Raw genomic sequence first — 23,544 nt, forward strand, 5'->3', positions numbered from 1 at the left:
AAAGAGAACGAGACAAAGATCGGGTTAGAGGCAGAGAAAGAGAACGAGACAAAGATCGGGTTAGAGGCAGAGAAAGAGAACGGAGAAATTGCTGATAGTAAAAATGGACAAGGTGCCTAATTTGGCACCTTTTCTGAGGTATTAGAAGTTATTAAGGTTGTCTCAAATGTGGAAAGAGGGAATTCAAAAGAAAATCCTATTAAAGAAATTGTGGAATATTGGTCCGTAGACGGAGAGTATTTATTTAGTAAAAACAATAATGATAAGTAAATTCATAGATCCTGTATGGGTCTATTTTTTATGCACTATAAACTATTAACTGGGGGTCATAAATATGAAAAATAAGGAGATGGCAAACAAATGGGTGGTTTTAATTTGGAACACTTAGAGGCATCAAGGATGTATTTATTTGGGGAAGTGAAGCTTCTGCACCTGCTGTTACTGTTAATGGCGATGAATATTTTCACAGGGATATTCTAAGCTTGGAAAAACGGAAACCTGTGGAGCAGAAAGAGCCTGTTTGGGTATGCGAGAAAGATATTGGTTTTAGTTGTAATTATATTGGCAAATGTAGTAGTTCAAATACTTGGTTTAAGCGGGACAGTCACTTATGCGACTGTTCTTTTTTATATCATGAATGAAGGTGTATCCATTATGGAAAATCTGGCAGCTGTCGGTGTTTTGATACCTAAGGCACTAGCAGTATAGATGATGGGCAGCGTTTCACTGAAGAACTACAGGAAGAAATGAGCTCCAAATAAAAAGACAAGGGGGTGATATAAATTTTAATGGGATTTTCAACTGAACTGGTACAAAGCCAAATAATATTAAAAGGAGAGATTCACTTATGGTAAGAGTAGCTATTGAATCGGGCATGGTTCAGACACTTGGGAAAATGGCGGGGGAAAAGGTGTAGTAAGAAACGGTGTGGTATATGAAGAGCACAACTTTAATTCCAAGGTTGCCGTAGAACTGGACAAGTTGCTTAGGGTCAATGGAATTGACACTTTGTTGTACCAGCAGCCGTTTTCGCCGGAAGTTGGTCTACAGCAACGGACTGATAATTACAATGCTCAGGGTGTGGATTTAGTCTGGTCCATTCATGCGAATGCCAATTCATCTTCAGCACCTGAAGGCCGTTGTGCTATCTATTGGTATTCTGCAAGTGGAGTAAAGAGGCTTTGCTGAGCTGTTTGTTGATGAAGTACAGAAAGCGGGTTACAGCACACACGGTGATGGTCTGCATGCAAGCGAACCAGGCAGCTGGACCAATCTTCATATTTGCCGGGAAACGACGATGACAGCAGTACTGACAGAAAACGGATTTATGACCAATGATGCATACTTCCAACTCATTTTCGGTTCCAAGCAGGAGGAATATGTATATGAAATCGCTAGGGTCCATGCCAAAGCAATCACCAGATACTTTGGCATATCCTATGAGGAACCAGTCGACTCCCAGAAGTATGTAGAGGTTATTGTTGATTCCCTTTGGACTTACAATTCTGCTAACTGGGATGATCACGCTGTAGTCGTCCATAAGGGAGAGGTATTCACCGTTATCAAAGATAAGTTCTACGTGGACGGCGGATATATGTACCAGATCAAGAGCGGTCTCTATATCACTGCCAATCCGAACTACGTGAGAGCTTATACTAAATAAAATAAGGCCCCTATAAAAAGGCCCATGAGCAATAGGAGTTTACAGCTACAAGCATAGTATGAACAACTAAGTCCGCAATATACAAAAAAGACCTCATAAAGAGGTCAATGTACGTCAGGTAGGGTTGTCGACCCCTATACAGGTATATGCACTAAAGATATAAAGATATACCAAAAAAAGGAGGCCCCTGGATAAGGGGGCCAGACCATGGAGGTAAATCTTGCTGTACGTTAAGTATGTGCCGATAAACTAATGAATATGCACAAAAAAAGACCCCTGCCATATCGGTAGGGGTTAATAAAGAGAAGAGTATATCATTTGGCTTCACGTCTAAAAGTATCTGTAAATTAAATTGAATTTATACAAGAATCCTCAGCTTAATTGGCAGGAACATTCTTCACTATTCTATATTTATCCCATCTTTGTTCTACTAGCCCTTTTTGAATTAAGTTATGTATATTTTCTCGGACTAGCTCATCTTTATTAACTTCCTCAACTTTAACCGGGCGTGGATAGTGCTTTTCCAGTTCAAGCAATATACTTACTTCAACAAGGTTAAGTTCATTCCTGTTTGCAGCTTCTAAAATGTTCATTCTTCTCTACTCCTTTAAACTTTTAAGAGTGTACCATATAAATTTTCTATATTAAAATTATGGAATCCATTTTACAGTATACCCGATTTGTTTAGCACTTTAACGTAAAAAAGACCTCTTACAAAGAGGTCAAAAAGTTAACCTTTCCTACTAGTGCATTATTCAAAAGATAAAAAGATGGTTGGACATGTGTTCTTTTTAATTAGCATATTTTTCAAGTCACTTATTTTAAATTTTAAACCCTACAAATGGGATGACTAGAGGGATGAATTAAATTTTATGTGGTTCTATTTGCATTACGAAGAAATTACTAATAAGGAAGGAGAAATGAAAAACGTTGAGTGGTTAAATTCGAAAGGCTTAAGCCTGTTTTGGTTTTCATCAGGCATACATAACAAACTATGTCCGCTATAAAACATACAATACTGTACAAAGGGAAAAGGAGGTGGAATTGAATGAGTCACGGAGGCATTTTTGATGACAATGGTTTCGTACTGCTTGTAGTTCTGTTTATCCTCCTGATTATTGTAGGATCCAATTTTCAGAAGGGTGGCTATGGTGGCTACTAAACCCAAGAAGGAATTGCCCCAACCTGAATAGCCCATAATTGTTCAAAAACCTCCCCTTTCCTCCGCCTTAATTGGTGGGGGCTTTTTTTTATGGACCAAACATATAATCTCCCAGCCACGCAATGAAAATGATTGCCAAAATGTAACTGCTAGATTAGACTTAACAGTTTTTGCTTGATAGAATTGAACACTTTTTCACCACTAACCCTTCCAACCATGAAGGAAAATTATTTAGGAGAAATGGAACCTGTAACTGAAACTTCATGGATAGTGTTCTTTTACCATTTTAGAGAGAGGCATATTTAGTGGAGTATTATTATTTGGTTTTGCAGAAATAGTTAATCTACTAGATAAATCACGTTCCTCATCAGATCGCGCATCCCGGGCAATCGAAGAAATGAGAGCGCATTTTGTCCCTACTATTAGTAAAACTGAACCAGAAAAGCAAAAGGAACCAGTCCCTGTGAGTAAGGCCGAGGCTATTGAACAAGAAATCGAGGAAATCAGAAACAACCCTAGGTATAGTAATGATATGAAAAATGCCATGATCGCTACAGTTAAGCAAAGAGAAGGAATAAAGTAAGGGGATGTAAAGGAGGGTGAGATGGTCACCCTCAGAACACCCCACAAACACCCCAACAATAATGATAATGGATTATTTTATTTGATAACTGAAAAATAACTTCCTTATTATACAGCGGTTTTTGATTTACGTTTGATAACGCTTGAAACCATAGTATAGAATTAGAACTACCATTCACCCTTGGGAAAGAGAACAATACCTGTCCACTTATTAATAGGAATCAAAAAAGACTTCCGTCACTATATGATGGAAGTCTTTTATTATGGATTTTATTAATGAATTGTACGAAACAAACCAATCACTTTTCCCAGAATGGTAACATTCGGATAGATGAGCGGCTCCATCGTAGCATTCTCCGGTTGCAGACGGATATGGTCTTTCTCCTTAAAGAAACGCTTAACGGTTGCTTCATCTTCATCAGTCATTGCTACGACGATATCACCGTTCTGTGCAGTGTTCTGTTGCTTAACAATTACCATGTCCCCATCCAGAATTCCTGCCTCTATCATACTTTCACCTTCAATGATCAGGACAAACAAATTATCATCTGGCCCGGCACTCGATTTTGGTAACGGAACAAATTCCTCTATATTTTCAACGGCAGTAATCGGTATACCAGCAGTAACTTTACCTATGACAGGAGCGTATCTTGCTTCCTCTTTTGGAATATGGCTTTCTCCTGAAAGGTCCAGCACCTCGATAGCCCTAGGCTTGGTAGGATCCCTGCGAATATATCCCTTACTCTCAAGCCGGGCTAGATGGCCATGTACAGTAGAACTGGAGGCGAGGCCAACAGCTTCTGCTATCTCTCTTACCGAAGGCGGATACCCCTTTTGATTAACCTCATCTTTAATATATTCAAGTATTGCTTCCTGCCGTTTAGAAAGTTTATTCATCTATCAAACACCTCGCGCATAGGATTTATTATTAATGATAGTTTACCATTTACAGGTAGTAAAAGCAAACATTCGTTCGAGAAAACTGTTGACAGGACCATATGTTCGTATATAATAGTAAGTAACAGAAATCGAACAGGGGTTCTTATAATTTAGGGAGGACTGATTTATATGTTTGAAAAAATTACTAAAACGGACGTTTTCTACTTAGTTGCTTTCGCACTGGCGCTTGCATTTTTATATTTTTCCATGGTAACCAGTGCATAAAAGATTGAGGAGCGGTATAAATGAACGCAGTCATATATTGCCGGGTAAGTACCGACAAAAAAGAGCAGGAGACATCATTATCAAGGCAGTATGAGGAATTGAATGCACTCGCTGCTAGACATAATATTACGGTAGTTGACTGTATCCAGGAACAGGAAAGTGGATATGACATTGACAGAGATGGTATTTTCCGGATGCTAGAACATTTTACTGAAAAAAGAGCAGATTGCCTGCTTATCCAGGATGAAACCAGGCTCGGTAGGGGAAATACAAAAATAGCATTGTTTCATCAGCTCCAAAAATTAAATGTAAAAATTTATACAGTGCTTGAGGACGGAGAACTGGAAATGTCTGAATCGGATTCGATGGTTTTGCAGATTGTGGGGATTGTTGAGGAATATCAACGTAAAATTCATAATACAAAAATTAAGCGAGGCATGAGGAAAGCAATGGATAGAGGGTATGACCCCAGTGTAAATCTTTCTAATCGCGGACAAGCACCAGGCAGGGGTCGGAAAGATTTTCCGATTGAAGAGGTTATACGAATGAGACAAAATAAAATGACGTTTGAAGAGATAGCAAAGACACTGAACGGGCTGGGATACAATATTTCAAAGGCTACAATTCATCGCAGATATCGGGAATTCCGTAATACTTGAAACAAAATCCGAGGAAGAGTAATATTAAAAAGCAAGAACAGTATGCTGTTCTTGCTTTTTTCTATTAGGAACTGAAAAGTATATTTATCTGACTCTGTGCAATAAAAAGGTTTGAGACCTTGCTTAAAAGGTATCCGGGAGGTATTTTAATGATTTCCAAAGAGAAGCTGGAAAGGATAAATCAGTTGGCTAAAAAAGCTAAAAATGATGGTCTTGATGAAAAAGAAAAAGAAGAACAAAAAGAATTGCGAAAACAGTACCTTCAGAATGTCCGTAAATCTTTTAAAAATCAGTTTAAATCCATGACAGTTATGGACCGTGAAGGTAATGATGTTACCCCTAAGAAAGTGCGGGACCTACAAGATCGCAATAAGAAACACTAATTAAACGTTTTCGGTTATTGCTTGTGACAGTTAGCGTTTCATTATAGAATATAAAAGGATATTATCAACTTTTAGCTCGAAAGGAGAATAATTTTGTCTCAGAAAATCGAAGAACTATCTGTAAATACAATCCGAACATTGGCTATTGATGCAATTGAAAATGCAAACTCAGGCCACCCAGGTCTGCCAATGGGGGCAGCACCAATGGCTTACACGCTATGGACGGATTTCATGAATCATAATCCTAAAAACTCAAAATGGTTTAATCGTGACCGTTTTGTATTATCTGCAGGTCATGGTTCCATGCTGCTGTATGGTTTGCTGCATCTATCAGGATACGATGTAACAATAGATGATCTTAAAAACTTCCGGCAGTGGGATTCCAGAACACCTGGTCACCCGGAGGTACACCACACAGATGGGGTGGAAGCAACAACTGGTCCACTTGGACAAGGTTTAGCAATGTCTGTAGGTATGGCGATGGCTGAAGCACACCTGGCAGCAAAATATAACCAGGATAACCTTCCAATAATCGATCACCATACATATGCCCTTGTCAGTGACGGGGATCTTATGGAAGGAATTTCTCATGAATCGGCTTCACTAGCGGGACATCTTGGTCTCGGCAAGCTGATTGCATTGTATGATTCAAATGATATTTCTCTTGATGGTGAATTAAACCGGGCTTTTTCCGATAATACGGAAGAGCGGTTTAAAGCATACGGCTGGCAAGTTCTTCGCGTGGAAGACGGTAATGATCTTGATGAGATTAGAAAAGCAATAAGTCAGGCACAGGACAATACCGAGCAGCCAACGCTCATTGAAGTTAAAACAGTAATTGGATACGGTTCTCCAAATAAGTCTGCATCTGCTGCTTCACACGGTGCTCCTTTAGGATCAGATGAAGTGCAGCTGACAAAACAGCAATATAAATGGGAACATGAGGATTTTGAAGTTCCTGAAGAAGTTTACACAGATTTCGAACAGAAAATCGTGAAGTCAGGTAGCCATGCTGAAAAAGAATGGAATAAACTTTTTGAAACCTATAAAGAAAAGCACCCTGCTCTTGCTGGAGAATTGGAACTGGCAATCAAAGGTGAATTGCCAAAAGGCTGGGAAAAAGACCTGCCTGTTTATGAAGCGGGCAAGGATTCCAGCGCAACACGTGCTTCGTCCGGCGAAGTATTAAACTCAATTGCAAAATCAGTTCCATATTTCTTTGGCGGCAGTGCTGACTTGGCAGGCTCCAATAAGACAACTATAAAAAATGAAGATGATTTCTCCCGCAAGAATTATCAGGGCAGAAACATTTGGTTCGGTGTTCGTGAATTTGCTATGGCCGCTGCCATGAATGGAATGGCTCTTCATGGTGGAGTTAAGCCGTACGTTGGTACATTCTTTGTATTTAGCGACTACCTACGTCCTGCTGTACGCCTTTCAGCTATAATGAATGTACCGGTAACCTATGTATTTACCCATGACTCAATCGCAGTAGGGGAAGATGGTCCGACCCACGAACCAGTTGAGCAGTTAGCTTCCTTCCGTGCAATGCCTGGTTTATCAACTATTCGACCGGCAGATGGTAACGAGGTTCAGGCGGCATGGAGACTGGCAATGGAGTCAACAAACACACCGACAGCCCTTGTACTGACACGCCAGGGACTACCTACCCTTGAAGGAACTGCCGAACACGCCTACGAAGGTGTCAAAAAAGGCGCTTATGTTGTTAGCCCAGCGAGTAAAGAGACGCCTGATGCATTGCTGTTGGCAACAGGTTCAGAGGTTCAACTAGCTGTAAAAGCCCAAGAGGAACTTAAACAAAAGGGTATTGATGTTTCTGTTGTAAGTATGCCATCATGGGATCGCTTTAAGGAACAGAATGATGAATATAAAGAAAAAGTACTTCCTTCAGCAGTCAAAAAACGTCTGGCGATAGAAATGGCTTCCCCATTTGGTTGGGACCGTTATGTTGGCAGCGAAGGCGATATCCTTGCAATCGATAGATTTGGCGCTTCAGCCAATGGTGAAAAAGTCATGGAAGAATACGGTTTTACAGTGAATAATGTAGTAAAACACGTTGAAAAATTATTCTAGCAGACAGATGGCCCTTCTTATGAGGGTCATCTTTTTCTGTAAGCAGAGATTCTGTAGATAACTTCGGCATACCCCTAGTAAGGGCATGCCTTTTTGAGTTCCAAGCTTAGGTCTCCCTAAACTTCCTTCATACTATGCGCATTTAATCTTGTACGACACGGTCCACATCGTACGTCGCTGAACAATTGCTTACGCTTTATTTCCATTCGACAAAACTAGTGCTTATTTTCTTCGCAGTATGACAGATTTTTGTTGGGACTTACGTATAATGAAGAGTAAAAGAGGAGGGATTTTGTTGAATCATTACTCTATTTACTGGATCAAAGAAGAATTCGCACGTCATTTTTTCTATCGGGGCGACATAGTATACAGGTTTATCAAAGACTATCAGGTCAATGGACATAGAGGTGATCTTAAATCCCAATTTGATTACGTAACAAGAGAGTTTTCCTGTTCCGATATAATCACGCATATTAGAAAGAATAATACATGTTCCAAACTTAGCATGGAAGTTGAGGGTGATTTCCTTAAAATATGGAGCAAGAGGCGATATATTTCTTTACATATAGAAAAAAAACGTATAAACTTTCGTAGTGAAATAATACTTGACGCAGAAGAGACTTTATTTCCCACGTTGCGGTCTTTTCATCCGCATTTATTTGTAATGGGAGAAGACTCTACTAATTACGGTTGGATTTCTCCAGTTGGGCAGGAAGATGAGGATGAGATAAGACAAGCATTGTATTCCTTTCTTTGATTTACTATACTGGATGAGAGACAACATGAAGGAGGAAAGCTGTAATGGATGTCATCTGGGTTGTATTGATCGCTATATTGGCATTGATTATTGGTGTGGCTCTGGGATTTTTTATTGCCCGAAAGTATATGATGAACTACCTCAAAAAAAATCCGCCTATCAATGAGCAAATGCTTCGCACGTTGATGATGCAGATGGGTCAGAAACCATCGCAGAAGAAGATTAATCAAATGATGCGTGCAATGAATAATCAGGCCGATAAGTAAATAATATTTACATTAATTGACCAATACATTGTACAGCGCTCCTTGTTATGACTATTGAATAACAAGGGGTTTTTAATTACTGCAGAATTGTCTGCCTGTTCGCTTATATTCACTAAGGTTTCGTATATTTGTCATAATCTGAATAAGAGAACAGCCATGAATCTGTTAGAATGAAGGAAAGTGCTGTATAGGAGGATTACGATGTCTGAAATCAATATATTCCTTGCATTCGGTGCAGGGGTGCTTTCGTTTATTTCGCCGTGTGTATTGCCATTATATCCCGTTTTTCTTTCTTATATTACTGGAATGAGCGTTAACGAACTAAAAGATGATAACAAGAAACTTAATAAGAAAAGTATGCTACATACGATCTTCTTTCTTCTGGGGTTCTCAGTCATCTTTATTATAATGGGATATGGGACCTCGTTCGTTTCCGAGTTCCTGACTAATAACGATGATATTATCAGGCAGATAGGAGCCATTCTAATTGTATTTTTCGGTTTGGTAATTGTAGGGGTATTTAATTTTGAATTTCTCATGAAAGACAGGAAAATAGCCTTTAAAAATCGCCCTGCAGGTTATTTTGGATCTGCGGTAATTGGGCTGGCATTTTCACTGGGATGGACACCTTGTATGGGTCCTATACTTGCGATTGTGATCTCACTCGCAGCAACTGAACCAGATGTGGGAATGGTTATGATGATCAGTTATATTCTTGGGTTTTCAATACCGTTCTTCGTTCTTTCATTTTTTGTTGGGAAACTTTCATGGATTAAGCGCCACAGTGCTAAAATGGTGAAAATTGGTGGCTATATCATGATTTTTATGGGGGTTGCTTTATTTTTTGACTGGATGACTGACTTAACAGCTTTTCTTGCAAGCTGGTTTGGATTCCAGGGCTTTTAATCCGATTAAGTAGATTTTTTAGATAGTTTATATTACACTAACTCTACACCTGTTAAAACTTTACACGCACTAAAGGAGCTTTTATATGAACAAACCTAATGATCTCATCCTGCGAACTACCACATCGTTAATAGTGTTTATTCTACTGGGTTTCTCCATATATTTACTTTTTGCTGGTCATAGTAAACCAGGCGGGGGATTTGTTGGTGGACTCATGACAGCCTCAGCTATAGTTTTAATGTATATGGCATACGGCGCTGAAGTGCTCGAAAAGATCTTGCCAATTGATTATCGTTTGCTAATACCAGTTGGATTATTACTAGCACTTGGAACCGGGGTTGGTTCATTTGTCTTTACAGAACCTTTCCTGTCGCATACATATGAATACTTTCAAGTGCCCATTTTCGGCAAAATGGAGCTTGCTACTGCAATGTTATTTGACATTGGAGTTTATATTACTGTTCTGGGAGTTACAATCACAATCATTTTATCAATTGCAAATGATAGATAAATTTTAATAGGGGCGTGGGGGAATGGCGAGGATACTTATTGTTGATGATGCAAATTTCATGCGGGTAACTTTAGGGTCTATTGTTAAAAAGGCAAAACACGAGGTGGTAGGGGAAGCACAGAATGGGGCAGAAGCAGTTAAACTGTATAAAGAGCTGAACCCGGAACTTGTTACAATGGATATAACCATGCCTGTTATGAATGGAATTGATGCGATAAAAGAGATAATTGCAATTGATCCTGCTGCTACAATCGTGGTTTGTTCTGCGATGGGACAGCAAAAAGTAGTAGTCGAATGTATCGAATTGGGTGCCAAGGATTTCATCGTTAAACCGTTTGACGAGAACAGGGTCTTGGATACCATTGACCGCATTTTGCCGGAAGTTCAGAGGCAAACCTAGTCCCGGGAAAGAAGAAAGAGTGATTTCAAATGTTTTGGATAGTAGCGAGCACAGTTGTCGCAGCCTTTATGGCTGTTGCAATGATTTTTGTCCGTCTGAGGGCTTCAAAAAGGCCTGCTTCTGCAAAAAAAATTATTTTACCACCAATGTTTATGAGTACAGGTGCGTTGATGTTTATCTTTCCAGTGTTCCAGGTTGACTGGTCACAGGTTATCGAGGCAGTTCTAGTAGGAATGTTTTTTTCAATTTTTCTGATTAGAACTTCCAGGTTTGAAATCAGGGACAAGGCCATTTACTTAATTCCATCCAAGTCATTTATTTTAATTTTATTTGGATTACTAATCGCGAGAATATTGCTTAAGCTGGCGATCGGGTCCAGAATCTCGTTCGGTGAGACAAGTGGAATGTTCTTTCTGTTAGCATTAGGTATGATTGTTACATGGAGACTTGCTATGCTTTATAAATTTAAAAAGCTGGAAAAGAAACTGGAGTACACTAGGTAAAAAAAGCGTCTGTATATATACAGGCGCTTTTTACTGTTCAAAGAGATTTTCATATGGTGCTATATCTATGTCTTTCTGATCAAGTTTCTTGCGTAAAAATTTATGATCTCGCTTGGGTGTGGCTAAAATATACCCCTCGATAATAACGTCCTGGCTGATTTTCTTCTTCTTTTTCTTCAGTGCAACCTCACCAATTTTACTGGCGATTTTCTGCCGGGCAATATCCCGGAACAGTTCCGGAACAGGGGATACCAGATCTTCGAGAAGTTCTTTTTCTTCCTCGTTCCACATATGTCTGGTTTTTTTCATGTAGTACTCTTCCCAGTCCAATGTTGATTTACCATCTTCTTTAGGAAGACGTTTTAAAAACTTGCGAAACATAAAAAAGCCGCCGATTCCCATCAGACTTATGAGTAAAAATCCCCATAAAATTATTAAGAAATCATCAATCATTGACATATCCTCACCTGTTTCTTGCTCATTTTCAATAATTTAACTGGTATTTTTAGCAAAATATACCTATACGACATTTATTTTTATGGTTATTTATAGTAACATTAGAAACGTACCGGTATATTGCTTTTGAAATCTATTTTTCTTTTCCCGGTAATTATACTATAATCGGATTTAATTATAAATAGCATTCTTTTTGTTCATATACTTATCATATTTTGGATTTATTTGTCATAATTATTTAAGGACCGGATGAGTTTCGGGAAATTTGCCGTAAGGAGGGAATGCCTTGGCTAATGAATGCAGTACTCATGAGACGAACAAAAGTAATAAACCCCATGAATCCACACATGCCCCTCAACTCAAGGATTTTTTCAAGGATATTTGTGCATTACCGCCTTCTATAACGGAATGGATAGATAAAAATGTGAATGGATTTATTGCCGTATGTGACGAAAAAGGAAGGATTGTCTATATATCCAAGTCAATTGAAGTTATGCTTGGTTATAAGCAAGAAGAACTGCTCGGGATGCAATGGTATAAAATAATTTCCCGCGATGATATTGCATACATAGAGAACAGCTTTGATTCCCAAAAGTACGAATCACAGACGTTTAATCTGAATCTCCAGAATATCCACGGAAAAAATGTTTGGACAGAAAATATTGTCTCTAAAATTAGGGATGAAGATGATAATGTATACTACATTGCAGCGGTAAAGGACATTACTGACCGAAAAGAGGCAGAGGAAATGATGATCCGCTCGGAAAAGATGTCTGTAGCCGGCCAGCTTGCGGCGGGAATCGCCCACGAAATCCGAAATCCGCTCACTTCATTAAAAGGGTTTCTTCAGCTGTTACAAGCTGGAGTGAACCGTAAGGAAGAATACTATAAAATTATGATTGATGAGATTGAAAAAATGGAAAACATAACATCCGAGTTGTTGTTTATCTCAAAACCACTTACAGATAACAAAGAATCGGAGAATGTGCAGGAACTTATTGAGGATGTCGTGACACTATTTAAACCCCAGGCAAAGCTTAAAAACATTAATCTTATCTGGGAAAAAAGCGGTGAACAGAAAATTTTTTGTGATCGTTCACAGATAAAACAGGTACTGATAAATATTATTAAAAATGCAATTGAGGCGATGAACGATACAGGAGACCTGAAAATTAATGTTTTAACAAGCGAATACAACGTTCTAATTGACATTATCGATGAAGGACCAGGAATTCCTGAAGAAGTTATACATAAATTGGGTGAACCTTTTTTTACCACTAAAGAGAGTGGAACCGGTCTTGGACTGATGATTACGACACAGATTCTTGAGAGGCATAGTGGTAAGCTAGAGATACTGCAGAACGAGGAAAAGGGGAGTACTTTTAGAGTCATACTCCCTGAAGCCGCTGCAAAATAAACGGTGAAAAGCAATAAAGAACTATTCATTTTAATTTTTATATGTATAAGCAGTTATTATCACTTTCTATAATTATTTAATATATGCGAATGGCTAACAATCATTTGTTTTCTAGAAAAGTTTCATATAAGATATATTAGTAGAGTCATATTTTTGTCACAACAACACAACAGGGGTGTGACAAAAAGGAAGATTGAAAGGAGAAAGCTTATATGAGTATTGATGCTAAAAAGCAATTTGACCTGAATGGGAAAACGTATAACTATTATGAACTAAAAGCCCTTGAAAATGCTGGTCTGGGCAAAGTATCTCGTTTGCCATTCTCAATTCGTGTTTTACTTGAATCGCTTGTCCGTCAAAAAGATGGGCGTGTAATTAAAGATGAACATGTTGAAGCTCTTGCTAAATGGGGTGCTGGAAATGGAGAAGGCGTAGATGTGCCTTTCAAACCATCACGTGTTATTCTTCAAGATTTCACTGGGGTACCTGCAGTAGTGGACCTTGCTTCATTGCGGAAAGCAATGGTTGATATGGGCGGGGAGCCTGACCGTATCAATCCGGAAGTACCGGTGGATCTTGTAATTGACCACTCCGTACAGGTTGACCAATATGGAACACCTACTGCACTTCGGGCAAATATGGAACTTGAATTTGAACGTAACGCAGAACGTTATGAATTCTTGCACTGGGCACAAAAGGCATTTGATAATTATCGTGCCGTTCCACCAGCAACTGGAATTGTTCACCAGGTAAACCTTGAATATATCGCTAATGTTGTTCATGGACTGGAAAATGAAGACGGTACTTATGATGCATTCCCAGATACATTGGTAGGTACTGACTCACACACCACGATGATTAACGGACTCGGCGTACTTGGCTGGGGAGTTGGCGGTATTGAGGCTGAGGCAGGAATGCTTGGACAACCGTCCTATTTCCCTGCTCCGGACGTAATTGGGGTTAAATTCACTGGAAGCTTCCCGCAAGGAACAACAGCTACTGACCTGGCACTTAAAGTAACACAAGTTCTGCGTGAAAAGAAAGTAGTTGGAAAGTTTGTCGAGTACTTTGGACCTGGGTTGAAAGATATGCCACTTGCCGACCGTGCAACTATTTCCAACATGGCGCCTGAATATGGTGCTACTTGCGGATTCTTCCCGGTTGACGAAGAGTCCCTGAACTACATGCGTCTAACTGGGCGTAGTGAGGAACAAATTAAGCTTGTAGAAACATACTGTAAAGAAAATAATCTTTGGTACTCTTCTGACCAGGAAGATCCAGAGTATACTGACCTTGTGGAGATAAACTTGTCAGAACTGGAACCAAACCTTTCCGGTCCGAAACGGCCACAGGATCTTATTGCATTATCAGATATGAAAGAAGAATTCAATAAAGCAGTCACAGCACCAGCTGGAAATCAAGGCTTTGGCTTGGATAAGTCCGAGTTTGATAAAGAAGTAACTGTTGAACATCCAAACGGAAAAACTTCTGTAATGAAAACAGGTGCACTTGCGATTGCTGCGATTACTTCCTGTACGAACACATCCAATCCTTACGTAATGCTTGGTGCAGGACTTCTTGCCAAGAAAGCTGTCGAGAAAGGTCTAAATGTACCAGAGTATGTTAAAACCTCTCTGGCACCTGGTTCCAAAGTTGTTACCCGTTACCTTGATGATTCTGGACTAAGTAATTATCTAGACCAACTAGGATTTAACCTTGTAGGTTACGGTTGTACTACATGTATTGGTAACTCCGGTCCATTACGCCAGGAAATTGAAGAAGCAATTGCTAAAAATGACCTTACTGTTTCTTCGGTATTGTCTGGTAACCGTAACTTTGAAGGACGTATTCATCCGCTAGTAAAAGCAAACTATCTGGCATCTCCACCTCTGGTTGTTGCTTATGCACTTGCAGGATCAGTCGATGTGGATCTTACAAAAGATGCTCTAGGAACAGACGCTGACGGCGAACCGGTTTATCTTAACGACATCTGGCCATCCATGGAAGAAATTAAGGATGCTGTAGAAAGTGTTGTTAAACCTGAAATCTTCCGTAAAGAATACGAAAGTGTGTTTGACTCCAATGAGAAATGGAATGAAATTCAAACAACCGATGAACCTTTATTTGAATGGGATCATGATTCCACATACATCCAGAACCCACCATTCTTTGAAGGTCTTTCTAAAGAAGCAGGCACAGTAGAACCATTAAACAAACTGCGTGCCATCGGTAAATTCGGTGATTCCGTAACAACTGACCATATTTCGCCCGCTGGTGCGATTGCAAAAGATATGCCAGCAGGTAAATATCTGCAAGAAAAAGGAGTTTCTCCAAGAAACTTCAACTCATATGGTTCACGCCGCGGTAACCACGAAGTTATGATGCGTGGTACATTCGCCAACATCCGTATCCGTAACTTACTTGCACAGGGTACAGAAGGCGGGTATACAACATACTGGCCAACCGGGGATGTAATGCCAATTTACGATGCAGCCATGAAGTATAAAGAAAATGGGACTGAACTAATTGTACTTGGTGGTAAAGATTACGGAATGGGCTCATCCCGTGACTGGGCTGCTAAAGGTACGAACCTGCTAGGCATCAGAACAGTCATTGCCGAGAGCTTTGAACGTATCCACCGCTCAAACCTTGTAATGATGGGTGTGCTTCCATTGCAGTTTGAAGAAGGTGAAAGTGCTGATTCACTTGGTCTTACAGGTAAGGAAACATTTAACGTAGAAATCGATGAGAGTGTTAAGCCTCACGATCTTGTTAAAGTGACTGCTGAAGCCGAAGATGGCAAGACAACAACTTTCAATGCAGTTGCTCGTTTTGACAGTGAAGTAGAGGTAGATTACTACCGTCATGGCGGTATTCTGCAAATGGTATTACGTAACAAACTAAAATAAATACTTTTTACGCCAATACACCTTTTAACGGTGTATTGGCTTTTTTTTATGCACTTTACAAAATACTTACACCTTTGTTTGTTATTTGACTGATTTTTGAACAATAATCACATATGCTTTACATATAAATATAAAAAACATACGATAAGTATTAGACATGAATAGGATAAGGAGACCCGATATGATAAAACATATTGTCGGTATTGCGGTTATTACCATAATGATTGGATTGGCGGTCGTCGGCTTCATCGGTGAAAATAAGAGTGAGACAAACAGTTCCAAAATGTCAAATGGACAACCAGAGGGGGCAGGAATTGTAGCTCCTGATCAAACAGGTATTGAACAGGGAGAAACGGCCCCTGATTTCACACTTGAAACATTATCTGGAGAAACGTTACAACTATCAGACCTTCGCGGAAAGAAAGTAATCCTTAATTTCTGGGCATCTTGGTGTGGCCCATGTAAAAAAGAAATGCCCGAGATGCAAAAATTCTACGAAGAACATAAAAAAGAAGTGGAAATAGTGGCTTTAAATCTTACTGGCCGTGAAGTCGGAGTCAGCAATGTTAAAAAATATATTGATAAGTTTGGTTATACGTATCCAGTTCCTTTGGATGAAGAATTAAAGGTACAGGAAATGTACGGTGTAACCGTAATCCCAACCACATACTTCATAAATACGAATGGAAAAATTCAATTGCCAAGAAAAGCTGGGCCAATGACATACGAATACTTAGAGGAAATGGTAAATAAACTTGACTGAAGTTCTTTTGCTTTATACATTAAAAAAATTTAGATAAATTAATTATATATTTTCAAAGAAATGGTAATACTATCCGAAAAAGGGGTGGATTGCTATTTCTCTAAAAAAGCGTACTTCATTTGACGAGTTAGTAAAGGAAAACAAGCGGCAAATTTTAGAAGATCAATCGCTGCTAAAAGAAATTGAATTAAATCTCGAAATGAAACATCATCAACTAACCAGGAAAAAGGCTGAGTAAAAACTCCTGTCCATAAAATTTGGGCAGGAGTTTTTAATGTATAGGATGTCTTATTCTGTTAAAGATATGATTGAAAAGAACATTTTCATTATAAACCTGCGCAAAGGAGAGCTATTATGGACGATAAATATAAACCAAAACCTGATGACCGGAGCGATAACGTCGAGAAACTTCAAAATATGGTTCAGAACACCATTGAAAATCTGGAAGAAGCCCATGAAACAATGAAGTTTTCTTCAGGCGAGGAAAAACAAAACATAGTTGAAAAAAATAAACGTCGTGAAGAAGCTATTGAAGGAATGCGTCAAGAAATTAAAGACGAAGCAAGCGAATAGAGACGAAGCCCCAAGCCTAAATGGTTGGGGTTTCGTTATTTTCTTTAGGCACGCGTTGCATCAAGACCGAATCATTTATGATAGAATGTTCTGTGTATCAACATTAAAAGGGGGAAGAGTTGTTGAATAGGGTCAGCACACCGATCGAAGTAAGATATCAGGAGACCGATCAAATGGGTGTGGTTTATCATGCCAACTATCTGGTCTGGTTTGAAATTGGCAGGACTAAATTTATAGAAAACCTTGGTTTAAGATATGCGGAAATGGAAGAGCATAATGTTGTCTCCCCTGTAGTGGATGCACAAGTTTCATTTAAGAAGCCTATTCGATATGGAGAAGGGGCTACGGTTGAAGCATGGGTGGAAAGTTATGATGGGCTTCGTACCGTCTATGGTTATTCCATTCTTAACCAACATGGGGAGATTGCAGTTAGTGGCACAACGAAACATGTCATAGTTAACAAGGAGACCTTCCGACCACTATCGCTAAGAAGAACATTTCCTGAATGGCACAATGCTTATATGAGACAGATAAAAGGGGATTTCTGATGGCTTTTGGAATTGATAAGGAGGAACTGAAAGCCTGGAAAGCGGAAGTAAAGAAAGGCAATGTTGCTATTCTGACACACTACTGGGTGGACGCGCGGTTTCCCGGTTGTTATACAGTGACAAAAGTAGGATGCAGTGATTTAGAAAAGCTGAAGGAATGGGGAAAAAAATACGGTCTTGAGCCACAATGGATTCATCGAGACAAAAACCACCCCCACTTTGACCTCTTTGGTGACAGGCAAAAAAATATACTTGTTGAAGAAGGTATGTGGGAACAGATTACCAGGTTTAATTTATAGTCACAATACTCAAAAAAAAGAGGCGGATCCGCCTCTTTTTTTAACTGTATATAAATTCAGGTTCTTGTCGGTCTTCATCAATCTTTACTTTTAGTGCACCCTCATCAAAATACCATGCATCCTTATTCTCAACGTAGAATTTGACACCATCAACTTCGGTTGAAGCATATATGTCAGTAGGAGTATCAACGGAGATACCCAACGAAAAGCCCGGTATATGCCCCCCAAATCCATAACGGACATAAAACCTTACATGGTCACCGTTTTGTAGACTTAATTCCTCTTTGTACCACTTAGCTGCACTTTTCGTTACGGTTAATTTCAAATAGTTCACTCCCTGAAAGTATTAAGAATGATGATGATTTTTGGATTCTTTTTCCGGTAATAAATCAACACCACCCGGATGAAAAGGGTGGCATTTACTGATTCGTCTTACAGTAAGAAACGTTCCCTTAAAGAAGCCAAATCGCTTATATGCTTCTAGTCCATACTGTGAACATGTAGGGAAGAACCTGCATGTCCGCGGTGTAAACGGACTAATCGCTGATTGATAGAATCGGATTAAACCAATCATTAAAAATTTCATCGTATTATCCTTGAGCGACTGCCTTTTCCTCAAGCTTGTCGTATGTTACCGAAGCTATTGCATCATGCATATGAATGGACTCTTCATTCCGGCATTCTACCCGAAATTTCTGCACAAAAGGCAGTTCATATAAATCAGCAGCAACAAGGCGCACCATATCTTCCACAAATCTCGGGTTTTCATAAGCCTGTTCAGTAACCATTTTCTCATCAGGTCTTTTTAAAACAGGGTGAAGTCTGGCACTTGCATTTGATTCTGCGGCTTCCAGCAATAACTCTTTCCAATCTGTTTCCCGGTCGTCGAAATGTTCGTCTAGCGAAACACTCATTTTTACATTACCACGCTGATTATGCGCACTGTATTCACTGATCTCCTTAGAACATGGGCACAGGGTAGTGACCAAAGAGGAGAGTGATGCCCCTAATGTATAGCCTTTTATCGAATCATACTCCACACTCATTGTTAAATCAGCATGGTTCATACCAGCCAGGTCTGAATGCGGGCCTCGACGTTCGTAAAACCATGGGAAGCTCACTTCTATCCTGGCATCTCGTTGCTTCAGACGTTTTGCCAAGTCTTTCGTAAAAAGTTTAAGTGTATGAAAATCAGCGACAAAACCCTGATGATGATACTCTGCAAGCTGTTCTGTAAAACGGCTCATATTAGTTCCTTTACTTGACTTATCTATGGTTGACGAGAACGAAAATGTGCCAATTGAAGTCTGTTCGGCGGGAATTATTGAACTCTTTATGGTTATAGGATGTTTCACATTTGCAATACCAACGGAATCCAGGTCGAAAAGAAAATCCTTTTTGGTGTTTTGCAAATCTGCCATCTCTTTTTTTTCACTAGGTTTAGTTCTAGGGCCTGGCTCAACTGAACCAAAGAGCTTATGCCGCTCTGCTTTGTCAGGCAGCTGTTTTTTCGGGAATTCTATCTTATCCATCATGTTTGACCCCTTTCTCTACTACTATTTAAAAGTATACTTAAGTAAAAATTATTATTCAATTTTTCGGCTTAAAAGCACTACATCCACTTGATTTTTGGTTCTGTTTTGTTTCTGATCCGTTTAATATTATCACTATGCCTGTAGAGAACAAAAGCAGCAAGCAGGCTGGTAACAATTATCAGTCCGGTATCCTGAAAAATTATGGATACAATAACAGCGATAATACCAGTAATGATGGAAGATAATGATACATACTTGGAAATGTATAACGTTACAATAAACGAGGTTATCATAATAGCAAACAATAAAGGATTTACTCCAAGCAGAATTCCTCCTGAGGTGGCAACAGCCTTTCCGCCACGAAATTTTGCGAATATCGGATAGGTATGACCGAGAACAGCAAACAGACCAATAATTAATCTGGATACTTCAGCATCAAAGAATAATGGAACTACCGTAGCCGCTGTACCCTTCAAAATATCTGCTAACGTAACGATAATTCCTGCCTTAATACCAAGTATCCTGAATGTATTGGTTGCTCCAAGATTACCGCTGCCATGCTCTCTGATATCAATATTGTATCCTACCTTCCCTACAATGACACCAGATGGGATAGATCCTAATAAATAAGCTATAATTGCAAAAATAACATATTCCACTATATTTCCTACTTTCTCCTGAAAAATTTAACGCTTCATTTATTTTACCATGAAGTCTAGTATCAAAGAACCTTTTATCCTTTCAGAAATTGTTTATTAATTGTTACGATAGGGAAAGAATTATTGTTATCAAAATGGCAAAGAAAACTCATAGAAAGGGAAGAGGTATATGATTGAATTTAATAATGTGACTAAAATATATCCTGATGGGACAACAGCCATCAAGGAGTTTAATTTAAAAGTTGATGATGGCGAGCTAGTCACATTAATTGGTCCGAGTGGATGCGGGAAAACAACAACCATGAAAATGGTTAACAGGCTGATTGAGCCTACATCAGGAGAGATTTACATAAACGGCAAAAATATCAATGACTATAATATCCATGAGCTGCGCTGGAATATCGGGTATGTCCTACAAGAGATTGCTTTATTTCCACATATGTCGATAGAAGAGAATATTGCGGTAGTGCCTGAGATGAAGAAGTGGAGGAGAGGAAAGGTTCGAGAGCGGAGCAAGCAGTTATTGGAAATGGTAGGTCTTGATCCTTCAACCTATTTAACCAGAATGCCAAGCGAGCTCTCAGGGGGAGAGCAGCAACGTGTCGGTGTTATCCGTGCATTGGCTGCAGACCCGGATATAATATTGATGGACGAGCCATTCAGTGCCCTGGATCCTATCAGCCGAGAACAACTGCAGCAGGATATACGGCAGTTACAACAAGAGATCAAAAAAACGATTGTATTTGTTACACATGATATGGATGAAGCAATGGCACTTGGGGATAAAGTCTGTCTTATGAGGGAAGGAAAAATCGTACAGGTTGATTCACCCCAACAACTGATATTAAATCCTGCGACACAGTTTGTTAAAGACTTCATCGGTGAGCGCCAATCTCCATGGCAGACTGCTGTTGATGTGATTGCTGACCAGTCGCAACAAAGAGTAGTCCAAAAGACAGACGTTGATAGCAATAATTTTCCTCATCAAGGGATATATTTTATAGCTGATGAAGGAAGTATGTATCGAGGCGCCATTTTAAACGGCAAGGAGATAGATGCCAATCAACTTGAGAATAATATGCCACTTCATCAGGCGGCTGAACTCCTGGAAAGTAATAAGCAGGACATCTATCCGGTAGTAAAAGACGGGAAACTAATCGGGACACTGTCTTATAAAGATATTGTTACCTATTTGAAAAGCAAAACGTCAATTGAAAACGGGGTGATTCAATAATGGATGAATTTATCGCCGTTTTCCAGAAGAGAGAGGACATGCTGTGGGAAACAATCTGGGAACATTTACAGGTTTCGTTAACTTCTCTGATTATTGCTGTACTTATTGCAGTACCACTAGGTCTTATCCTAACAAGATATACTCGCGTGGCAGAGCCTGTAATAGGGTTGTCTGCCATTATGCAGACCATTCCGAGTCTTGCGGTTCTTGCATTTCTTATTCCCTTTTTCGGAATAGGTACCACACCAGCAATTATTGCCTTAACTGCATATGGTTTACTACCAATACTCCGGAATACCTATACCGGCATAAAGGAAGTTGACCCGGCACTTAAAGAGGCTGCAACGGGGATGGGAATGAACTCACTACGACGGTTGACCAAAATAGAGCTTCCTATTGCTATGCCGGTTATTATGGCCGGAATAAGGACATCAATGGTCTTGATTGTTGGAACCACTACTATTGCGGCCCTTATCGGAGCTGGCGGCCTGGGAGAACTTATCCTTCTTGGTATTGACCAGGGTGCAGACCTGAATCTTATTCTCTTAGGAGCCATACCGGCGGCATTGTTAGCTATTTTTCTTGATGGTATACTGCGTGGCTTCGAACGGATTTCAAAACGTGCCGGGTTTAAATCATTTGTGGCCTTGCTTATTGCAGCCATTCTTGTTGTATCATCGCCCTTGTTCTTCACATCAGCCAACAAGGCAGATCTGACTATTGGCGGAAAACTAGGATCCGAGCCGGCTATACTTATCAATATGTACAAACTGCTTATAGAGGATGCGACCGACCTCAATGTAGAGCTTGAGCCTGGGCTTGGTAAAACTGCTTTTGTTTTCAGCGCTTTAAAGAATGGAAGTATTGATATTTACCCGGAATTTACCGGAACAGCAATCGTTACACATTTAGAAGAAGAAGCCCAGAGCAACCAAAAACAAGAGGTATATCAACAGGCGAAGCAGGGAATGAAAAATAAATACGGAATGGCATTTTTAAAACCAATGCAGTTTAATAATACCTATGCGGTTGCAACAACACAGGAACTCGCACAGCAGCACAACTTGAAAACTATTGGTGATCTGAATAGTATTGAAGATGAGATAACCGCAGGCTTTACACTGGAATTTAAGAACCGTAAAGATGGTTACGTTGGTATGCAAGAGATTTATAATCTCGATATTGCAGAAGTGAAATCGATGGAGCCTGGGATAAGGGAAAAGGCCTTGTCCAATGGGGAAGTAGATGTAATAGACGCGTATGCAACAGCAAGTTATATGGAAAAGCTTAACCTTGTAACATTGGAAGACCCTGAAAATCTTTTCCCGCCTTATCAGGGTGCACCGTTGCTAAGGCAGGAAACGCTGGAGAAACATCCTGAACTAGACGATATTTTAAACCAGCTTGGTGGGAAAATAACCGATGAACAGATGCGGCAGATGAACTATCAGGTTGATTATGAAGGGAAATCTCCAGAAACAATAGCCCGAAACTATCTTAAGAATCAGGGACTTCTTGATAATTAAAGGAGGAAATGTAATATGGCATGGGAAAATCCGACAAACAGCAAGGTGAAGGAAGTACTGGAAAATGCTGAAACAATAGCTGTAGTAGGACTATCTGATAATTCTGCTCGAACTTCTTATCAAATATCTAAAATTATGCAGAATCAAGGGTACAGGATCATACCGGTGAATCCAACTGTGGATGAAGTTCTGGGCGAAAAAGCATATAATCGTCTTACCGATGTAGATGAGAAAATTGATATCATCAATGTATTTCGCCGTCCTGAATATTTGCCGGAGATAGCCCGTGAAGCAGCGGAAACTGACTGCAGAGTGTTCTGGGCACAGCAAGGTATCGTGAACCAGGAAGCGTATGATTATCTACAAAAAAGGGAGTTCACAGTTATCATGGATATGTGCATCAAGGTTGCACATGCGATCTTGCTGTGACCTTATGGAGACTCTTTTCGTAGAATTTGTATCTTTATAAAAATCCAGTTGATATAAACTGAGAAATAAAAGTGAGCGTAGCTTCGCTCTGGAAATACATTACGTTTTCCGCGGGCTGCTGGTGAGCCTCCTCGTGCTGGGCACTG

General features: G+C 39.7%; 30 protein-coding genes. 23 read left to right on the forward strand and 7 right to left on the reverse strand.

The window, feature by feature from the left end; translation table 11 throughout:
* Positions 1-540: 540 nt before the first annotated feature.
* The 3 genes from ACFO3D_RS03180 to ACFO3D_RS03190 all read left to right on the forward strand — a co-directional run bounded on the left by ACFO3D_RS03180 (position 541) and on the right by ACFO3D_RS03190 (position 1,663).
* Positions 541-708, forward strand: coding sequence for a phage holin family protein (locus ACFO3D_RS03180; protein WP_390293155.1), 168 nt, complete (start codon positions 541-543; stop codon positions 706-708).
* A 159-nt stretch (positions 709-867) separates the two neighbouring features.
* Positions 868-1,188 carry an N-acetylmuramoyl-L-alanine amidase gene (locus ACFO3D_RS03185; protein WP_390293408.1) on the forward strand — a complete coding sequence of 107 codons (321 nt, stop codon included), beginning with the start codon at positions 868-870 and terminating at the stop codon, positions 1,186-1,188.
* A gap of 109 nt (positions 1,189-1,297) precedes the next feature.
* Positions 1,298-1,663, forward strand: a complete 366-nt coding sequence (locus ACFO3D_RS03190; RefSeq protein WP_390293156.1) for a DUF5776 domain-containing protein — start codon at positions 1,298-1,300, stop codon at positions 1,661-1,663.
* Positions 1,664-2,040: 377 nt separating this feature from the next.
* Here the strand turns inward: ACFO3D_RS03190 and ACFO3D_RS03195 are convergent, their stop codons facing one another.
* Positions 2,041-2,256, reverse strand: a complete 216-nt coding sequence (locus ACFO3D_RS03195) for a hypothetical protein (RefSeq protein WP_390293157.1) — start codon at positions 2,254-2,256, stop codon at positions 2,041-2,043.
* A 455-nt stretch (positions 2,257-2,711) separates the two neighbouring features.
* Here ACFO3D_RS03195 and ACFO3D_RS03200 point away from each other — a divergent pair, with 455 nt between their 5' ends.
* The gene (locus tag ACFO3D_RS03200) at positions 2,712-2,825 is read left to right on the forward strand and encodes a YjcZ family sporulation protein (RefSeq protein ID WP_390293158.1); all 114 of its coding nucleotides are present in this window, start codon (positions 2,712-2,714) and stop codon (positions 2,823-2,825) included.
* 855 nt (positions 2,826-3,680) lie between these two features.
* Here ACFO3D_RS03200 and lexA read toward each other — a convergent pair.
* Positions 3,681-4,304: a transcriptional repressor LexA gene (lexA, locus tag ACFO3D_RS03205; RefSeq protein ID WP_390293159.1), complete on the reverse strand. Its 624-nt coding sequence runs from the start codon at positions 4,302-4,304 to the stop codon at positions 3,681-3,683.
* A 287-nt stretch (positions 4,305-4,591) separates the two neighbouring features.
* On the opposite strand from lexA, the gene ACFO3D_RS03210 reads away from it, so the two are divergent.
* From ACFO3D_RS03210 to ACFO3D_RS03250, 9 genes are all read left to right on the forward strand, one after another.
* Complete coding sequence (locus tag ACFO3D_RS03210; protein WP_390293160.1) at positions 4,592-5,230, forward strand: YneB family resolvase-like protein; 639 nt, start codon at positions 4,592-4,594, stop codon at positions 5,228-5,230.
* 149 nt (positions 5,231-5,379) lie between these two features.
* The gene (locus ACFO3D_RS03215) at positions 5,380-5,613 is read left to right on the forward strand and encodes a DUF896 domain-containing protein (protein WP_390293161.1); all 234 of its coding nucleotides are present in this window, start codon (positions 5,380-5,382) and stop codon (positions 5,611-5,613) included.
* Between the two features lie 93 nt (positions 5,614-5,706).
* Positions 5,707-7,707: a transketolase gene (gene tkt / locus ACFO3D_RS03220; protein WP_390293162.1), complete on the forward strand. Its 2,001-nt coding sequence runs from the start codon at positions 5,707-5,709 to the stop codon at positions 7,705-7,707.
* Between the two features lie 295 nt (positions 7,708-8,002).
* On the forward strand, positions 8,003-8,464 hold the full coding sequence (sirA, locus tag ACFO3D_RS03225; protein ID WP_390293163.1) for a sporulation inhibitor of replication protein SirA: 462 nt from the start codon (positions 8,003-8,005) through the stop codon (positions 8,462-8,464).
* Between the two features lie 44 nt (positions 8,465-8,508).
* Complete coding sequence (locus ACFO3D_RS03230) at positions 8,509-8,730, forward strand: YneF family protein (RefSeq protein WP_390293164.1); 222 nt, start codon at positions 8,509-8,511, stop codon at positions 8,728-8,730.
* A gap of 201 nt (positions 8,731-8,931) precedes the next feature.
* The gene (locus ACFO3D_RS03235) at positions 8,932-9,636 is read left to right on the forward strand and encodes a cytochrome c biogenesis CcdA family protein (RefSeq protein WP_390293165.1); all 705 of its coding nucleotides are present in this window, start codon (positions 8,932-8,934) and stop codon (positions 9,634-9,636) included.
* A gap of 85 nt (positions 9,637-9,721) precedes the next feature.
* On the forward strand, positions 9,722-10,147 hold the full coding sequence (locus ACFO3D_RS03240; protein WP_390293166.1) for a Na(+)/H(+) antiporter subunit B: 426 nt from the start codon (positions 9,722-9,724) through the stop codon (positions 10,145-10,147).
* Between the two features lie 22 nt (positions 10,148-10,169).
* Positions 10,170-10,547: a response regulator gene (locus ACFO3D_RS03245; protein WP_390293167.1), complete on the forward strand. Its 378-nt coding sequence runs from the start codon at positions 10,170-10,172 to the stop codon at positions 10,545-10,547.
* 29 nt (positions 10,548-10,576) lie between these two features.
* Positions 10,577-11,050, forward strand: a complete 474-nt coding sequence (locus tag ACFO3D_RS03250; RefSeq protein WP_390293168.1) for a CcdC family protein — start codon at positions 10,577-10,579, stop codon at positions 11,048-11,050.
* Positions 11,051-11,080: 30 nt separating this feature from the next.
* Here the strand turns inward: ACFO3D_RS03250 and ACFO3D_RS03255 are convergent, their stop codons facing one another.
* The gene (locus ACFO3D_RS03255; protein WP_390293170.1) at positions 11,081-11,509 is read right to left on the reverse strand and encodes a DUF2621 family protein; all 429 of its coding nucleotides are present in this window, start codon (positions 11,507-11,509) and stop codon (positions 11,081-11,083) included.
* A gap of 283 nt (positions 11,510-11,792) precedes the next feature.
* Here ACFO3D_RS03255 and ACFO3D_RS03260 point away from each other — a divergent pair, with 283 nt between their 5' ends.
* The 7 genes from ACFO3D_RS03260 (at position 11,793) to ACFO3D_RS03290 (ending at position 18,015) form a co-directional block, all read left to right on the forward strand.
* Positions 11,793-12,923 carry an ATP-binding protein gene (locus ACFO3D_RS03260; RefSeq protein WP_390293172.1) on the forward strand — a complete coding sequence of 377 codons (1,131 nt, stop codon included), beginning with the start codon at positions 11,793-11,795 and terminating at the stop codon, positions 12,921-12,923.
* Positions 12,924-13,135: 212 nt separating this feature from the next.
* Complete coding sequence (acnA, locus tag ACFO3D_RS03265; RefSeq protein ID WP_390293173.1) at positions 13,136-15,832, forward strand: aconitate hydratase AcnA; 2,697 nt, start codon at positions 13,136-13,138, stop codon at positions 15,830-15,832.
* A gap of 181 nt (positions 15,833-16,013) precedes the next feature.
* A complete protein-coding gene (locus tag ACFO3D_RS03270; RefSeq protein ID WP_390293174.1) occupies positions 16,014-16,595 on the forward strand; it encodes a TlpA family protein disulfide reductase in 582 nt (193 codons plus the stop codon).
* 94 nt (positions 16,596-16,689) lie between these two features.
* A complete protein-coding gene (locus tag ACFO3D_RS03275; RefSeq protein ID WP_390293409.1) occupies positions 16,690-16,833 on the forward strand; it encodes an FbpB family small basic protein in 144 nt (47 codons plus the stop codon).
* Positions 16,834-16,949: 116 nt separating this feature from the next.
* Positions 16,950-17,168 carry a small acid-soluble spore protein Tlp gene (gene tlp, locus ACFO3D_RS03280; RefSeq protein ID WP_390293175.1) on the forward strand — a complete coding sequence of 73 codons (219 nt, stop codon included), beginning with the start codon at positions 16,950-16,952 and terminating at the stop codon, positions 17,166-17,168.
* 122 nt (positions 17,169-17,290) lie between these two features.
* Entirely contained in the window at positions 17,291-17,716 is a 426-nt protein-coding gene (locus ACFO3D_RS03285) for an acyl-CoA thioesterase (protein WP_390293176.1), read from the forward strand.
* Entirely contained in the window at positions 17,716-18,015 is a 300-nt protein-coding gene (locus ACFO3D_RS03290; protein ID WP_390293177.1) for a hypothetical protein, read from the forward strand. The genes ACFO3D_RS03285 and ACFO3D_RS03290 overlap by 1 nt, the downstream gene beginning before the upstream one ends.
* A gap of 40 nt (positions 18,016-18,055) precedes the next feature.
* On the opposite strand, the gene ACFO3D_RS03295 is transcribed toward ACFO3D_RS03290, so the two are convergent.
* From ACFO3D_RS03295 to plsY, 4 genes are all read right to left on the reverse strand, one after another.
* Complete coding sequence (locus tag ACFO3D_RS03295; RefSeq protein WP_390293178.1) at positions 18,056-18,349, reverse strand: HesB/YadR/YfhF family protein; 294 nt, start codon at positions 18,347-18,349, stop codon at positions 18,056-18,058.
* A 12-nt stretch (positions 18,350-18,361) separates the two neighbouring features.
* Positions 18,362-18,601, reverse strand: a complete 240-nt coding sequence (gene yidD / locus ACFO3D_RS03300; RefSeq protein ID WP_390293179.1) for a membrane protein insertion efficiency factor YidD — start codon at positions 18,599-18,601, stop codon at positions 18,362-18,364.
* Between the two features lie 4 nt (positions 18,602-18,605).
* Positions 18,606-19,547, reverse strand: a complete 942-nt coding sequence (gene folE2, locus ACFO3D_RS03305; RefSeq protein WP_390293180.1) for a GTP cyclohydrolase FolE2 — start codon at positions 19,545-19,547, stop codon at positions 18,606-18,608.
* Positions 19,548-19,627: 80 nt separating this feature from the next.
* On the reverse strand, positions 19,628-20,209 hold the full coding sequence (gene plsY / locus ACFO3D_RS03310) for a glycerol-3-phosphate 1-O-acyltransferase PlsY (RefSeq protein ID WP_390293181.1): 582 nt from the start codon (positions 20,207-20,209) through the stop codon (positions 19,628-19,630).
* Between the two features lie 169 nt (positions 20,210-20,378).
* Here plsY and ACFO3D_RS03315 point away from each other — a divergent pair, with 169 nt between their 5' ends.
* The 3 genes from ACFO3D_RS03315 to ACFO3D_RS03325 are packed head-to-tail and all read left to right on the forward strand — an operon-like array spanning position 20,379 to position 23,398.
* Positions 20,379-21,443, forward strand: a complete 1,065-nt coding sequence (locus ACFO3D_RS03315; protein WP_390293182.1) for an ABC transporter ATP-binding protein — start codon at positions 20,379-20,381, stop codon at positions 21,441-21,443.
* Positions 21,443-22,969 (forward strand): ABC transporter permease/substrate-binding protein, encoded by a 1,527-nt coding sequence (locus ACFO3D_RS03320; RefSeq protein WP_390293183.1) that lies wholly within the window; start codon positions 21,443-21,445, stop codon positions 22,967-22,969. Before ACFO3D_RS03315 ends, ACFO3D_RS03320 begins: the two co-directional genes overlap by 1 nt.
* 15 nt (positions 22,970-22,984) lie before the next feature.
* Positions 22,985-23,398: a CoA-binding protein gene (locus tag ACFO3D_RS03325; protein WP_390293184.1), complete on the forward strand. Its 414-nt coding sequence runs from the start codon at positions 22,985-22,987 to the stop codon at positions 23,396-23,398.
* The last annotated feature ends 146 nt before the right edge of the window (positions 23,399-23,544 follow it).

It is taken from the genome of Virgibacillus kekensis (assembly GCF_042654125.1).
In the GTDB taxonomy this organism is placed as follows: Bacteria; Bacillota; Bacilli; order Bacillales; family Amphibacillaceae; genus Lentibacillus; species Lentibacillus kekensis.